General features: G+C 60.2%; 14 protein-coding genes. 5 read left to right on the forward strand and 9 right to left on the reverse strand.

Annotated elements, in window-relative coordinates; translation table 11 throughout:
- On the forward strand, window positions 1-375 hold a 375-nt coding region (locus BSIN_RS23530; protein ID WP_305883050.1), incomplete at its 5' end, for an AAA-type ATPase lid domain-containing protein.
- 104 nt (window positions 376-479) lie between these two features.
- Complete coding sequence (locus BSIN_RS23535; protein WP_069235641.1) at window positions 480-782, forward strand: 2Fe-2S iron-sulfur cluster-binding protein; 303 nt, start codon at window positions 480-482, stop codon at window positions 780-782.
- A 168-nt stretch (window positions 783-950) separates the two neighbouring features.
- Here BSIN_RS23535 and BSIN_RS23540 read toward each other — a convergent pair whose 3' ends face one another.
- The 5 genes from BSIN_RS23540 to BSIN_RS23560 all read right to left on the reverse strand — a co-directional run bounded on the left by BSIN_RS23540 (window position 951) and on the right by BSIN_RS23560 (window position 5,948).
- Window positions 951-1,652 carry an ABC transporter ATP-binding protein gene (locus BSIN_RS23540; RefSeq protein ID WP_059514795.1) on the reverse strand — a complete coding sequence of 234 codons (702 nt, stop codon included), beginning with the start codon at window positions 1,650-1,652 and terminating at the stop codon, window positions 951-953.
- Entirely contained in the window at window positions 1,652-2,425 is a 774-nt protein-coding gene (livG, locus tag BSIN_RS23545; protein WP_059514798.1) for a high-affinity branched-chain amino acid ABC transporter ATP-binding protein LivG, read from the reverse strand. Before livG ends, BSIN_RS23540 begins: the two co-directional genes overlap by 1 nt.
- A complete protein-coding gene (locus BSIN_RS23550; protein ID WP_089342212.1) occupies window positions 2,422-3,690 on the reverse strand; it encodes a high-affinity branched-chain amino acid ABC transporter permease LivM in 1,269 nt (422 codons plus the stop codon). The genes livG and BSIN_RS23550 overlap by 4 nt, the downstream gene beginning before the upstream one ends.
- An 8-nt stretch (window positions 3,691-3,698) precedes the next feature.
- A complete protein-coding gene (livH, locus tag BSIN_RS23555) occupies window positions 3,699-4,625 on the reverse strand; it encodes a high-affinity branched-chain amino acid ABC transporter permease LivH (RefSeq protein ID WP_089342213.1) in 927 nt (308 codons plus the stop codon).
- A gap of 207 nt (window positions 4,626-4,832) precedes the next feature.
- Window positions 4,833-5,948 (reverse strand): branched-chain amino acid ABC transporter substrate-binding protein, encoded by a 1,116-nt coding sequence (locus BSIN_RS23560; protein WP_089342214.1) that lies wholly within the window; start codon window positions 5,946-5,948, stop codon window positions 4,833-4,835.
- A 534-nt stretch (window positions 5,949-6,482) separates the two neighbouring features.
- On the opposite strand from BSIN_RS23560, the gene BSIN_RS23565 reads away from it, so the two are divergent.
- The 3 genes from BSIN_RS23565 to BSIN_RS23575 all read left to right on the forward strand — a co-directional run bounded on the left by BSIN_RS23565 (window position 6,483) and on the right by BSIN_RS23575 (window position 8,457).
- Window positions 6,483-6,773, forward strand: coding sequence for a DUF3331 domain-containing protein (locus BSIN_RS23565; protein WP_059514806.1), 291 nt, complete (start codon window positions 6,483-6,485; stop codon window positions 6,771-6,773).
- 205 nt (window positions 6,774-6,978) lie between these two features.
- Window positions 6,979-7,965, forward strand: coding sequence for an oxidoreductase (locus BSIN_RS23570; RefSeq protein ID WP_089342215.1), 987 nt, complete (start codon window positions 6,979-6,981; stop codon window positions 7,963-7,965).
- 189 nt (window positions 7,966-8,154) lie between these two features.
- A complete protein-coding gene (locus BSIN_RS23575; RefSeq protein WP_059515504.1) occupies window positions 8,155-8,457 on the forward strand; it encodes a DUF4148 domain-containing protein in 303 nt (100 codons plus the stop codon).
- Between the two features lie 362 nt (window positions 8,458-8,819).
- Here BSIN_RS23575 and BSIN_RS23580 read toward each other — a convergent pair whose 3' ends face one another.
- From BSIN_RS23580 to BSIN_RS23595, 4 genes are all read right to left on the reverse strand, one after another.
- Window positions 8,820-9,368, reverse strand: coding sequence for a chorismate--pyruvate lyase family protein (locus BSIN_RS23580; protein WP_159936054.1), 549 nt, complete (start codon window positions 9,366-9,368; stop codon window positions 8,820-8,822).
- A gap of 63 nt (window positions 9,369-9,431) precedes the next feature.
- On the reverse strand, window positions 9,432-9,782 hold the full coding sequence (locus BSIN_RS23585) for an ArsR/SmtB family transcription factor (RefSeq protein WP_082710213.1): 351 nt from the start codon (window positions 9,780-9,782) through the stop codon (window positions 9,432-9,434).
- Window positions 9,783-9,961: 179 nt separating this feature from the next.
- Entirely contained in the window at window positions 9,962-11,389 is a 1,428-nt protein-coding gene (locus BSIN_RS23590) for an efflux transporter outer membrane subunit (RefSeq protein ID WP_089342216.1), read from the reverse strand.
- 17 nt (window positions 11,390-11,406) lie between these two features.
- Window positions 11,407-14,090, reverse strand: a 2,684-nt coding sequence (locus tag BSIN_RS23595; RefSeq protein ID WP_143757538.1) for an efflux RND transporter permease subunit, incomplete at its 5' end; no start/stop codon positions are given.

Below are 14,090 nucleotides of genomic sequence, written 5' to 3' on the forward strand. Positions count from 1 at the left end.
GAGCCGATGCCCACGCGCGTCTCGCCCGCGGCGCTCGCCGCGCTCGCGCGCTGCCGCTGGCCCGGCAATCTGCGCCAGTTGACGAACGTGCTGCGCACCGCCGGCATGTTCGCCGACGGCGCCGCGCAGATCGACGTCGAACACCTGCCCGACGATTTCTGGCTCGATTGCTCGTCGCCGATGCCACGGCAAACGGCAACACAACCGCACCCGGACGAATCCGCCGCTACGCTAACGCTGCAAGATCATCAAGCGGTGTTGATCGATGGTGCGCTCGCGCGGCATCGCGGCAACGTTTCGGCGGCCGCGCGCGAGCTTGGGCTAGCACGCAATACGGTTTACCGGCACCTGCGCAGACAGCGGCCAAGCCGTTGAGCGTCGGGGCCGCGAACGGCAGGCGTGCCGCCCCACCCGCCGGCGGCATCGGTTATCCTTGCGGCTTGTCCGCCCACCGAGCGCGCCACGCGCGCCCCACTGGCATGAGCGCATGGGAAGAACGCCGGCACCGGGTTCGCGTCGAGCCGCTCGGCGTCGATTTCGAAGCGCCCGAATCGCTGTCGCTGCTGGAAGCCGCCGGTTTTGCCGGCATATCGTTGCCGCGTTCGTGCCGCAACGGCACGTGCCGAACCTGCTTGTGCAGGCTGCGCGACGGAGCGATCAGCTATCGGATCGAATGGCCCGGCGTCAGCGCCGACGAAAAAGCGCAAGGATTGATCCTGCCCTGTGTGGCGATCGCCCGCTCCGATCTCGTCATCGAAGTGCCGGAAGCCGAGCGGCGATGAGCGGCCGCGCGTGAACCGGCGGCGGCGCATCGCCGGTCGGAAGCTTCGCCGTTGCCGGCGCATGGTCGGCACCGCAACGCCTCGCCGACAGCGCGCCGGCCGCCGCACGGGCACCGCCGTGAGACGCCGCAGCGAGCCCCGGTCTGCGAGGCCCGCCCCGCACCACGCTCACCCGCCGAGATACGCGCGCCTGATCTGATCGTTCGCGAGCAGATTCGCGCCGGTGTCCGCCAGCACCACCCGCCCCGTCTCCAGCACATAACCGCGATCGGCCACCTGCAGCGCCTTGTTCGCATTCTGCTCGACGAGAAACACCGTCACGCCCTCGTCGCGGATCGTGCGGATGATGTCGAAGATCTGCGCGATCACGAGCGGCGCGAGGCCGAGCGTCGGCTCGTCGAGCAACAGCAGACGCGGCCGGCTCATCAGCGCGCGGCCGATCGCGAGCATCTGCTGCTCGCCGCCCGACATCGTGCCCGCCCGCTGCCCCGAACGCTCCTTGAGCCGCGGAAACAGCCGGTAGACGTGCTCGATGCCCGCTTCGATCTCATCGCGGCTTGCAAAAAAACCGCCCATCTTCAGATTCTCGAGCACCGTCAGGCTCGGAAACACGCGCCGGCCCTCCGGCGAAATCGCGAGCCCCAGCCGCATGATTTCGTGTGTAGGCCGCCCGGTAATCTCCTCGCCTTCGAACAGCACACGCCCGCTCGACGCGCGCGGCGTGCCGCACACCGTCATCATCAGCGTCGTCTTGCCCGCGCCGTTGCTGCCGATCAGCGTGACGATCTCGCCCTTGTTCACTTCGATCGACACGCCCGACAGCGCCTCGACCGCGCCGTAATGCGTGTGGACCTGCTCCAGCTTCAGCATCACTCCTCTCCCAGATAGGCCTTGATCACGCGCGGATCGTTACGCACTTCATCAGGCTTGCCGATCATGATCGGCCGGCCGTGCTCCATCACCAGAATGCGATCGGAGACGCCCATCACGAGACTCATGTCATGCTCGATCAACAACACCGCGACGCCGAACTCGCGACGCAGCCGGTCGATCAATTGCTGAAGCTCGACTTTCTCCTGCGGATTCAACCCGGCGGCCGGCTCGTCGAGCATCAGCAGGCGCGGGTTCGTGATCATGCAACGCGCGATTTCCAGGCGGCGCTGATGGCCGTACGACAACGTGCCTGCGGGCCGGTTCGCGACCGCCGTCAGTTGCATCCGTTCGAGCCACGCTGCCGCCTGCGCCAACGCGTCGCGCTCCGCGCGCCGGTAGGCCGGCGTCGCGAACAATCCGTGCAGCAGCCCCGGCTTCACTTGCCGATGCTGCGCGACGAGCAGGTTCTCGACGACCGTCAGCGACTTGAACAGGCGAATGTTCTGGAACGTCCGCACGAGCCCCTTGCGCGCGACCTGATGGCTCGGCAAGCCGCCGATCGCCTGGCCGTCGAGCACGACGCTGCCGCCCGTCGGCCGATAAAACCCGCCGATGCAATTGAACACCGTCGTCTTGCCCGCGCCGTTCGGTCCGATGATTGCAAACACCTCGTCGCTGAACACGTCGAAACCGACGCCATCCACCGCGAGCAGGCCGCCGAAACGCATCTGCAACCCGGACACCTTCAACATCTCGGTCGTCACGCTCATTGCGGCAACTCCACGTGCGGACGGCTCGCCGGCAGCAAACCTTGAGGACGCCACATCATCATCAACACCATCACGAGGCCGAACATCAGCATCCGGTATTCGGCGAACCCGCGCGCGACCTCCGGCAGCACGGTCAACAGGATCGCGGCCAGAATCACGCCGAGTTGCGAGCCCATCCCGCCCAGCACAACGATCGCGAGAATCAGCGCGGATTCGATGAACGTGAACGACTCGGGATTCACGAGCCCCTGACGCGCCGCGAAGAACGCGCCGCCGATGCCCGCGAACGACGCGCCGAGCGTGAACGCCGACAGCTTGATGCGCGTCGGGTTGAGTCCGAGCGAACGGCATGCGATCTCGTCGTCGCGCAACGCTTCCCACGCACGGCCCATCGGCATGCGGATCAGCCGGCCCGTCACGAACAGCGTGAAGCAGACGAGCACGAGCGCAAGCAGATACATGAAGATCACGACGTGCTCGCTGCTGTATTCGAGCCCGAGCAGTTCATGAAATGTTCTCGCGCCATCGACGCTCGCGGTGCGCGCCATCTCGAAGCCGAACACCGTCGGCTTCGGGATATCGGAGATCCCGTCCGGGCCGCCCGTGATGCTCGTCAGATTGTTCGCAAGCAACCGGATGATCTCGCCGAAGCCGAGTGTGACGATCGCCAGGTAGTCGCCGCGCAGCCGCAGCACCGGGAAGCCCAGCAGAAACCCGAACGTTGCCGACGCGAGCGCCGCGAGCGGCAGGCATTGCCAGAACGTGAAGCCGAAGTAATGGTTCAGGAGTGCATACGTATAGCCGCCGACCGCGTAGAAACCAACGTAACCGAGATCGAGCAGCCCCGCAAAACCGACGACGATGTTCAGCCCGAGGCCGAGAATCACGTAGATGAGCGCGAGCGTCGCGACATCGATCGCGCCGCGCGAGCCGAAAAACGGCCACACGAAGCCGAGCACGATGAGCGCCCAGATGACGACGCGCTGCTGCCGCGCGCCGAGCGGCGGCATCGCGGGCACACGCACTGCAGCCTTCGCGCGCGCGATCGCCGGCTGGAACAACTGGAACAGAAACACCGCGCCGACCGCGATCCAGACCGGCCGCCAGTGCGCGTCGAGCACGACCTGATAGCCGTCGAGCTTCAATTGCAGGCCGAGGATCGGCACCGTGAGGATCGCCGTCAGCACGGCGGCGAACACAGCGTGCTTGAGCGTCTGGCCCGGCGCGCCGGCGCCCGGGCGGCGAAGAGTAGTCGCTTGATTCATGGACAATCTCAAACCTTTTCGATGTCCGACTTGCCAAGCAGGCCAGTCGGGCGGAACAGCAGGATCAGCACGAGGAGGCCGAAGGCGACCACGTCCTTGTACTCGGCGGGCATGTAGCCCGACGCGAAAGTCTCCGCAAGGCCGAGCAGCACGCCGCCCAGCATCGCGCCGGGAATACTGCCGATGCCGCCCAGCACGGCCGCCGTAAATGCCTTGATCCCCGCGACAAAGCCGATATAAGGATTGAGCTTGCCGATCGTCAGCCCGATCAGCACGCCGCCGACCGCGGCGAGCATCGCGCCGAGCACGAACGTAAACGAGATCACGCGGTTCGTGTCGATGCCGAGCAGGTTCGCCATGCGCATATCCTCGGCGCATGCGCGGCACGCGCGCCCCATGCGCGAATGCGCGATGAACAGCGTGAGCGCGATCATCAGCACGACCGTCACGCAGACGATCAGCAAACGCGCGTATGGCACCGTGACGTCGAAATTGCCGCCCAGACGGATATCGAACGCGCCGGAGATCAGCACCGGCACCGACACGTCGCGCGCGCCCTGGCCGATCTGGATATAGTTCTGAAGAAAGATCGACATGCCGATCGCCGAGATCAGCGGGACCAGGCGCGGGCCGCCGCGCAACGGCCGATAGGCGACGCGCTCGACCGCGAATCCGTAAGCGCCCGTCACGATGACCGATACCACGAGCGCCGCGCCGAGCACGAGCGGCAACGGGTAACCGGCGGACGTGCCGATCGCCGTGAGCGTCACGAGGCCCACGTATGCGCCGATCATATAGATCTCGCCGTGCGCGAAATTGATCATGCCGATGATCCCGTAGACCATCGAGTAGCCGATCGCGATCAATGCATAGATCGCGCCCAGCGTCAGGCCGTTGACGAGCTGCTGGGCAAACTGCGGAAAGAATTCATTCATGCGGGAAATCCCGGTTCGCGCCGGCGCGCCGCTGCATCGCCGCTCATGAAGCGGCCACGCCCGCGGCGCACGAACGCCCGATCTCGACACACCCGCCGCGGCGGCCGCCGCTCATGCGATGGCGCCGTCGGGCCACCGCCAATGCGCGCCGCCCCGCGCGAATTTCCGGCGGGGCGGACCTAGGCCCGGGCGGGCAGATGCTCCGTTTTAATTGACGGCCGTCTTGGTCGCGTCTTTATGCCATTTGTAGACCACGAACTTGAACGCTTTCAGGTCGCCCTGCGCGTCATACGACACCTTGCCGATCGGCGTGTCGAAGTTGTGCTGGTGGATATAGGCGGCGACCTTCGTCGGATCCGTCGATTTGGCGCCGACGATCGCATCGGCAATGATCTTGACCCCCGAGTACGCCGGCATCTGGAACGGGCCGTTCGGATCGCGCTTTTTGTCGGCGAACGCCTTCACGATCGCTGCGTTGGCCGGATCGGCCGAGAAATCGGCCGGCAACGTGACGAGCATCCCTTCGGACGCCGGCCCGGCGATCGCGGTCACGTCCTTATTGCCGACGCCCTCCGGCCCCATGAACTGCGCGTTCACGCCCTGCTCGCGCGCCTGACGCATCAACAGGCCCATCTCCGGGTGATAGCCGCCGAAGTATACGAAGTCGACGCTCTGCGATTTCAGCTTCGTGACGATCGCCGAGTAGTCCGAATCACCCGCGTTGATCCCCTCGAAGAGCACGACCGGAATCTTCGCGGCTTCGAGATCGCGCTTCACCGACGTCGCGATGCCCTGACCATACGATTGCTTGTCGTGCAGCACCGCCACCTTCTTCGGCTTGACCTTCGCGATGATGTACTGCGCGGCGGCCGGCCCTTGCTGATCGTCGCGGCCGATCGTGCGGAAGATGAACTTGCGCTTCTTGCCTTCGGTGAGCTGCGGCGCGGTTGCCGACGGCGTGATCATCACGATCCCTTCGTTCTCGTAGATATCGGACGCGGGAATCGTCGAACCCGAGCACACGTGGCCGATCACATACTTGATCTTCTGGCTGACGATCTTGTTCGCCACTGCCACCGCCTGCTTCGGCTCGCACGCATCGTCGATCAGCACGGCCTCGAACTTATTGCCGCCCGCGCCGCCTGCCGCGTTGATTTGCTCGATCGCCGTGAGCGCGCCGGCCTTGACCATGTCGCCGTACTGCGCGACCGAGCCGCTGAGCGGGCCGGCGATGGCGATTTTCACGGTTTCCGCATGAGCGGCCGCGCCGGCGGCAACGAGCATCGCGGCGACGGAAAGGGTCGAAAGACGGAACAAAGTCATCAGGAGCTCCTCGATTGGTTTAGTCATACGGGCAAGGCAGCATGACTTGCGCAATCGAACAACACCCGTGGACGAGACGGCTGAAACGTCCAAGCGGAAAGACGGACCTGCAGAAGGAAAGTGTTCGCGGGGCCCGGCTGTGTCGATCTTCCGCAATGGAAGACCTTGGTTCGGAAAGACAACGTGATGCGTCTTGTATTGCGCAAGCGTTTCGCCTGCCCCGCTTACCAGGCCGCACGCCGGACGGATACGCCGGCAGCCGCAGGTAAGGCAGGCGAGATTATAGGATCGTTTCTGCCCCATCAGATCAGATTCGCCGGCGAATCAGGGAAAATACGCAGCCGCCCGGCCCCTGCAATCGCATTCGATTGTTTCCGAATCGACAAAAAGTAATTTGACCTAAGCAGGATGTTTTTTCCCGGCGAGCCCGCTTACATTTACCGCAATCACTCATGGAAATCGCTACGGAATCGACGCAACGCGGTTGCAATGACTGCCTAGGCCGATACCGCACGAGCTTTAGGAAACGGCAATATGAAGCCCCCCCACTCCCTGCCTGTGCTCGATCCCGTCGACGTTCACGTCGAAATTCTCGAACGCTCTGAAACGTTGCTCGTCGTCCGCTGGGTCGAGCCCGGCCGCTGCCACTACGGCGAGCAGCGCTGGCGCCGCCGCTTCGCGCAACGCACCGGCACCTGCGCGCTGTCGCGCCAGGTCATTCATCGCGGTGACGAGGTGTTTCGTCCCGCCGAGCGCCCGGCGCCAGCCAATGCGGGCGCGATGATCTCCGCAGCCGAAGTGCTCGGCCATTCGGACGGCAAGTAACGAGTCATTCGGCCGGTTCGCCCGTGTACGCTCCGGCGCTTGTAGATCAGCGCCTCTAGCCCCCCCTTTGTTTTCCTTGGTATTCGGCACTATCGTTACATTTCAAAATGTAACGATAGGCGGTACGCAGGCCACCGGAAATGCCGGTGCCTCAATACGCCGAATCCGACGCGCTGCAGTCCAGCGCTCATAGACGGAGACAAAGATGCATCCATGGAGCGAACAGCATGTGCCGCCTCAACACGGCAAAGTCGCCGTCGTGACGGGAGCCAACAGCGGTCTCGGTTGGCAAATCGCGGAAACGCTCGCGGCCAAAGGCGCGCAAGTCGTGATGGGATGCCGGGATACCGGAAAGGGCGAACACGCCGCGCGGGCAATCCGTCATCAACACACGCACGCGCTCGTCGAAGTCATGCCGCTCGACCTCGCGGATCTCTCGTCGGTCCGCCGCTTTGCCGATACCGTCATCGATAGCCACGGCCGCGTCGACATTCTCTGCAATAACGCAGGCGTGATGTTCCTGCCTCTGCGCCATACACATGACGGCTTCGAAATGCAGATGGGAACCAACCATCTCGGCCATTTCGCGCTGACGGGCCTGTTGCTGCCCGCGCTGCGCAAGTCAGCCAGCTCGCGCATCGTGACCATGTCAAGCGGCTTCAACCGGTTCGGCAAGATTCGTCTGGACAACATGCTTGCCGAGCTAGGCTACAACAAGTACCGCGCCTACTGCGACAGCAAGCTTGCCAACCTGATGTTTACGCTTGAACTGCAGCGTCGCCTTGAACTGGCGGAGCTGCCGATATTGAGTGTCGCGGCGCATCCGGGCTATGCCGCGACCAATCTGCAATTCGCAGGACCGGCAATGGAAAACTCCCCGTTCGGCACACTCGCAATGCGCGTATCGAACCGGTTCGCCGCCCAGCCCGCCGACGTGGGCGCACTGCCCGCGATCCACGCGGCAACCGCGCCGCATCTCGGCGCAGGCGCATACGTCGGCCCTGCGCGCATGTGCGAGACACGCGGCTACCCGGCTGCCGCGCGCATTCCCCACCAAGCGCGCGATACGGCGATGAGCGCGCGCCTCTGGGAAAAATCCGGGCAATTGACCGGCGTGCGGTATTTGGATGCATCTGTGCCGGGCCCGCGCGGCAGCGCATCAAGCGGAGAATCGGCAACTTACGTCCGCTGAAAGCGAGACTACGCAACACAATTCCCCGCGCTTTGCACATCACCTCCGCCCACGCCATTTTTTCCGTTCCCGCAAAGATCTTTCGCGCAACCAAGCGTTTACCCGTAGGACCCCGATGACTACGATGTAATCAATCGCTTAAGCAAACCCGCCGAAAGCGAAGTGAAGACAAAATACTCGGAGGTTTTTATGAAAACGCTTGTTTACGTTATGGCTGCCGCTTGCGCCGTAGGCGCTTCGTTCAGTGCAATGGCGCAATCCAACGAGCCCGTGACCCGCGCCCAGGTCCGCGCGGAACTGGTTCAGCTCGAGAAGGCCGGTTACCATCCGGGCGTATCGAGCCCGTACTATCCGGCTGACATCCAGGCTGCACAAGCACGCGTACAAGGTTCTGCCGATACGAGCGGCTACGGTGCGCAGGCTGCCCCTGTCGCACATGCCGGCGCGCCGGTCGGCAGTTCTCCGCGTCAATCGATCTACTTTGGGCAGTAAGCAAGAATCACGCGGCTACGCAATTCGGTAGCCGCGCATGGTGATTTGTACGGCGAGCAAGTCATTCGGCTCGCCGTGTTCGTTATCGATATTGGGCCCCTAACCTCCGCCGCTCCGTTTGGAGCGGCTTAGCCTGGGCGCCTGGCGCCCGGGCGCTTTTTCCGCCGAGGCGCACTCCACAAGCGATGCGAACCGAGGAACGAAAGCAGGGTTGATCCGCGTCATGCCCTTTGCAAGGCGGGTCCTTTATCGAATTCCGTTTTTCTCGTTGCTTCCGATTGACCCGCCCCGCGCGATGCCGCCTCAATTCCGAATTCCGGATCGGCAGGCGGCCTCGCTACAATATCCCGATCGACGACCGGTCAGTCCGCACATTCCGCCTCCAGTACCTGAGGCGCCGCAAACGACCAGAAATCCGGCAAAAAGCACTCCGAAACCTGGATAGGAATCTCTGATTTAAAAAAGCGGGAACGCCGCGCCAAGCGACGGCCGGAAATACGTCCGAATCGCAATGAAAGATCCGCCAAAGGCGAACGGCCTTCGACCACCGAGTATTCGAAACAGGTTCGAGTGATGGACGGATGATAAAGGAGATGACCCAACGGAACGTTGCCTAATTTACGAACGTCCTGCCAATCGTTATCGATTCCGCTGATGGGAACCAAGGTTCGTGCGCACACACAAGGCACGCCGTCGAGTGACATGACAACCTCGCGAACCCAGCAATCCTGCGCACCAAAACCCTCAAGCCCCGCCATTTCATCGGCATGAGGAAATGCGCGGTGCTCGGAGACAACGGACAGCGAGTATTCTCCCAACACTTGCAGCCTACGCGTCAATGAACCGCCGGCTTGCAGCCAGCACGCTTCGACAGGCGACACATCAAAGTCGATCGAATCTACCCAATGCATTTGAGGCCCCATTTACATGCATTCAATAAGTTGGGAGGCCACAAACGCCCTAACGGGTTTCGATCAAACAGTTACCTCGTTCATGGCCACCATCTCACGCGTCAATGGATCATGACGCACCGCGGACAGCAGACTGTCGATCAATCCAGGGAAACGATCGTCTAAATCCTCTTTCCGTAGCGACAACAGATTTTCCCGGCCATACGGACGTTGCCAAATGACGCCAGCATCACGCAAAACACGCCAATGATGGGTCATGGTAGATTTAGTCGCCCCTTTAAGAATGCTTCCACAGTTATGTTCAGCTCCATCAGCAAGAACTTTAAAAACCGTTAATCTTAAAGGGTTCCCTAGAGCAGTTAGAACATTTTCAATTCGAATCTGCTCTTTCGTTGGATGATTAGCAGTTAACATGGGCCACCAAGGTACAATTCGCAATCAATCTATTGACATTTAGCCAATACGATTGTTTTCGTACTGTACACCAAAGCACCCCAGATTGAAATCCCGACAATCCCTTAGGAGGATTGCCCTCTCCCCAACCACGGCACCCAAGCGATCTGGGCGCCATAGTCTTAGGGTCGAAACACGAGTCAATGCACGGCGCGAAACCCTCCTCCCAAGGCAAGCAGCAGCGAGATTGAAGCATCAACTTGCTTACTGCGAAGCAATGCCAATTGAGTTTCATCGGAAATCAACTGACGTTCAGCATTAAGATAATCAAGGAAACTATCTTGACCTACGTTATAACGGTCATGCGCAAGCGTAAAAGACTCAAAAGTGCTGGTTCGAGCTTTTTCTTGCTCCGATATCTGGCCGGAAAGTGAACGGATTTGCGTGGCGGAAGCACCGACATCGTGAAAAGCAGTATTCAATGTCTTATTATATTGAGCAATTGCCACATCCAAATCCGCATTACTCGTTCTGAGAGTCGAGCGTAACCTCCCGGCGTCGAATATAGGCAAAGTAACCGCCGGCGCTATCCGCCAGAATTTACTCACGCTATCAAAAAAACTATCACCGAGTAGCGAGTGAACGCCAACGGATGCCACCAAATTGATATTTGGATAAAAATCCGCCTTCACGGCATCGGTATTTTTCAATTCGGCCTCGACTCGCAAGCGCGCCGCGACAATGTCCGGCCGACGCCCCAATAGCTCGGCCGGGATGTTGCTCGGCAGCCCATCGACGTAAGGTTTCATCCTCTGCGGTCTTTGGATGCTCAGCGCTCTATCCAACCCCTTGCCGCTCAGGGTCGCCAACTGAAGCTTCGAAATTTCAATATCGTTTCTCGCCTCGATGACTTGCGCACTGGCGCGATTCCTGAGTCCCTCGACAAGCTTGAGTTGAGACTGGTTATCCAAACCGAGTTTGAACCGTTGCTTGGAAAGCGTGAGCATCTTTTCCAAGCGATCCAAATCCCGCTCGGATAAATCGAGCAACTCCCACGAAAACGCGAGCTGGTTGTAGGCCTTCGCCACGCTCGCCGCCAGGTTGAGACGAGCCGACTGCACATCCACCTCAGCCGCGGTTGCGCGATTGAGCGCTGATTCCCAAGCGGCGCGCTTTCCGCCCCATAGATCGAAGGTGTACCCGAATTGGACATCCAGCGATCTGAGCGTGATATACCGATTGCCCAATCCCGCATAGTCGTCGCTTCGGGCCAACCGGCTCCTGGAAATTCCGGCCCCCGCATCGACGCTCGGATACCGATCGGCATTCGCATAATCCATGACGGCCGTCGCACGATCCATACGCGCCTGAACTTCCGCGATATCGGGATTGCTTGCCAGCGCATCCTGGATCAACTGATTGAGCTGCGGATCCTCGAATTTTTCCCACCACTTGTCTTGCGGCCAGTTCACCGCTGCGGGAGCATGCGCGTCCAATACTGTTTCGGACGGAATGTCCTGCGGCGTATTCAGTTTTCCTTTCGCATGAATGCCAGCATAGTTGACACAACCGGCCAGGACCGCAACGGAAATCGCAGACAATGCGAGCTTAAACTGCGTCGACAACATAGCAATAGTTCCCGGTGTTATGACGCTTCCGCCGCGGTCTCCAACGGAGCCACGTGCGACACGTGTTTCTTCGAACCCAATACCGTATAGAACGTCGGCAAAATGAACAGCGTGAAAGTCGTTCCGATCAGCATGCCGACCACAATCACGAGCCCGAGCCCAAATCGGCTGTTCGCTCCCGCGCCGCTGGCGAAAATAAGCGGTGCAAGACCGACGACCATGGCCGCCGTGGTCATCAAGATCGGGCGCAAGCGCACCTGAGCGGCCTTGTGAATGGCCTCCAGTCTTCCGATATTTTCCGACGCCTGAAGCTCATTCGCGAATGCGACCATCAGAATCCCGTGCTTGCTGATCAGTCCAATCAGCGTAATCAAACCGATCTGCGTATAGATATTCAACGACGTATATCCCAATGCCAAAGGCAACAATGCACCGCAAATGGACAACGGAACGCTGATCAGAATAATGAGCGGGTCGCGGAAGCTTTCATACTGGACGGACAAAACCAGGTAAATGACGATCATCGCGAAGACGAAGGTCAACACCAGCTTGCTCCCCTCCTGGATGTACTGGCGTGCGTCGGATTGCCAGTCATAAGAGAAACCGATCGGCAAATTGGCCGCCTCGCGCTCGAGAAAGGCAACGGCATCGCCCAATGCCACTCCCGGTGCGGGAACGGCCTGGAACGTAGCCGAATTGAGCTGATTGAACTGCGTCAAAGCATTCGGCTCCACCTTCATACGGATGCGCGCGACCTCGGATAACGGAATCTGACGGCCGTTTCGATCCTGGACATAGTAATTCTTGAGCCCATCAGGAGTAAGACGCTGCGACGCAATCGACATCGGAATAACGTCATACGCCCGTCCGTAGTACGAGAATCGGTTAACGTAATTCTCGCCAATCAAGCCGTTCAAAGCTTGTCCGATATCGCTCATGCGAATACCGAGAGAACCCGCCTTCTCCCGATCCACTTCGACTTGGGTAACGGGATTGTTGTAGTCGAGATCGCTATCGACGACTGCGAACAAACCGCTATCGCGCGCCTTCTTCTTCAGGTTGTTCATCGCGTCATAGATCGCTGAGTACCCCTGATCACTTCTGATGACCATCTGCACCGGAAGGCCGCCGGTCGATCCTGGCAAAGGCGGCATCTGGAAAACGAAGAGATTGGTGCCCTCGATCTGGCCAACTCGATTCTGCAGATCGGCCTGGATTGCATTGGCGTCCCTCTTCCGATCCTGCCATTTCACGAGATTGAGACCGCCCACGCTGTTGGCAAAACCGTCCGTACCGTTGGCGATCCAGGTCGAATAGCTCTCGGGAATCCCTTTACCCACCTCATGGAACTTGCGCGCGAATGCCTCCAGGTAATGCAGGTTTGCGTGCTGCGGCGCTTTGATCGCTGTCAGAAGAATGTTCTGATCTTCGATCGGAGCCAATTCCGATTGGGCAGATTTATACAGAATCGGCAAACTAACGAATATCACGACCGCGACGGTCAACGTGATCCACCGATGATGCAGCGATTTACCGAGCAGCTTTCCATAGCGCACGGCCAAGTATTCGAAAAATTTCTCGGCCTTGACCGCCATGTAGCCTTCACTCGTCTTTTCGCTCAGCAGTTTGGTGCTCATGATCGGCGAGAGCGTGAGCGCAACGACGCCGGAAATCACGACCGACCCGGCAAGAGACAGTGCAAACTCCTTGAACAACGTACCGGTCAGCCCGCCCATAAAGCCGATCGGCGCATAGACCGCAGCAAGCGTCAGCGTCATCGCGATCACGGGGCCTGCAACCTCGCGTGCGCCGATCAACGCCGCATCGAACGGCGTGCGCCCTTCCTCGATATGCCGGTGGACGTTTTCCACCACGACAATCGCATCGTCGACCACGAGCCCGATTGCCAATACCATCGCCAGCAAAGTCAGCAAATTCAGGCTGAATCCAAACACATGCATGAGCATCGCTGCACCGAACATCGACAACGGAATCGTGACAAGCGGAATCAGCACTGTCCTAAAGGTTCCTAGGCACAGATAGATCACCAAAATGACGATCGCCAACGCCTCGAGCAACGTATGCGCAACCTCGTCGATCGAAGCCTGGATGAAGGTGGCGACTTCGAACGGAATTTGAACTGTCACACCCGGGGGAAGCGTCTTTTCGATCTCAGGAATCAACTCGCGAACGCGTTTTACGATGACGAGCGGATTACCGGTAGGTGCGGCGTCCAATCCCAGGAACATCGCAGGAACATCGCTCATGCTGCCGCTGGTGTTCGTGGACGATGCGCTCAATTCCACAGTGCCGACATCCCGGACTCGAATGATCGCGCCGTTGACATTCTTGAGCACCAGATTCTTGAATCCGTCGATACTCTTGAGGTCGGTATTGACCCGCAAATCGCTCACGACATACAGTCCCTTCACCTGCCCTGGTGCGGCCTGGAAGTTATTTTCGCGAATAGCCGCGGCAACATCCTCGCCGGTAATGCCATAAGCAGCGAGGCGCTGAGGATCGAGCCATAGCCGCATAGCGAGGCTCTGCCCACCAAGCACCTGTATTTTGGCAACGCCTTCGATACCGGCAAACATCGGTTCGACCACACGTGTCAGCGTCGGATAGATACTCCCCACTTTCGTCGAAGTAATTTTCCCCAGTTTTTTATCTGACGGTGCCGCGGTAGCGGCGCCGTCCT

The sequence above is a fragment of the Burkholderia singularis genome (genome assembly GCF_900176645.1).
Classification (GTDB): Bacteria; Pseudomonadota; Gammaproteobacteria; order Burkholderiales; family Burkholderiaceae; genus Burkholderia; species Burkholderia singularis.

What these genes read in the sequence shown, in the direction of transcription:
- BSIN_RS23570 (WP_089342215.1), top strand. Translation starts at nt 6,979, where the DNA reads ATGCATCCATGGAGCGAACAGCATGTGCCGCCTCAACACGGCAAAGTC.
- BSIN_RS23540 (WP_059514795.1), bottom strand. Translation starts at nt 1,652, where the DNA reads ATGCTGAAGCTGGAGCAGGTCCACACGCATTACGGCGCGGTCGAGGCG.
- BSIN_RS23585 (WP_082710213.1), bottom strand. Translation starts at nt 9,782, where the DNA reads ATGTTAACTGCTAATCATCCAACGAAAGAGCAGATTCGAATTGAAAAT.
- BSIN_RS23535 (WP_069235641.1), top strand. Translation starts at nt 480, where the DNA reads ATGAGCGCATGGGAAGAACGCCGGCACCGGGTTCGCGTCGAGCCGCTC.
- BSIN_RS23560 (WP_089342214.1), bottom strand. Translation starts at nt 5,948, where the DNA reads ATGACTTTGTTCCGTCTTTCGACCCTTTCCGTCGCCGCGATGCTCGTT.
- BSIN_RS23580 (WP_159936054.1), bottom strand. Translation starts at nt 9,368, where the DNA reads ATGCATTGGGTAGATTCGATCGACTTTGATGTGTCGCCTGTCGAAGCG.
- livH (WP_089342213.1), bottom strand. Translation starts at nt 4,625, where the DNA reads ATGAATGAATTCTTTCCGCAGTTTGCCCAGCAGCTCGTCAACGGCCTG.
- BSIN_RS23565 (WP_059514806.1), top strand. Translation starts at nt 6,483, where the DNA reads ATGAAGCCCCCCCACTCCCTGCCTGTGCTCGATCCCGTCGACGTTCAC.
- BSIN_RS23575 (WP_059515504.1), top strand. Translation starts at nt 8,155, where the DNA reads ATGAAAACGCTTGTTTACGTTATGGCTGCCGCTTGCGCCGTAGGCGCT.
- BSIN_RS23590 (WP_089342216.1), bottom strand. Translation starts at nt 11,389, where the DNA reads ATGTTGTCGACGCAGTTTAAGCTCGCATTGTCTGCGATTTCCGTTGCG.
- BSIN_RS23550 (WP_089342212.1), bottom strand. Translation starts at nt 3,690, where the DNA reads ATGAATCAAGCGACTACTCTTCGCCGCCCGGGCGCCGGCGCGCCGGGC.
- livG (WP_059514798.1), bottom strand. Translation starts at nt 2,425, where the DNA reads ATGAGCGTGACGACCGAGATGTTGAAGGTGTCCGGGTTGCAGATGCGT.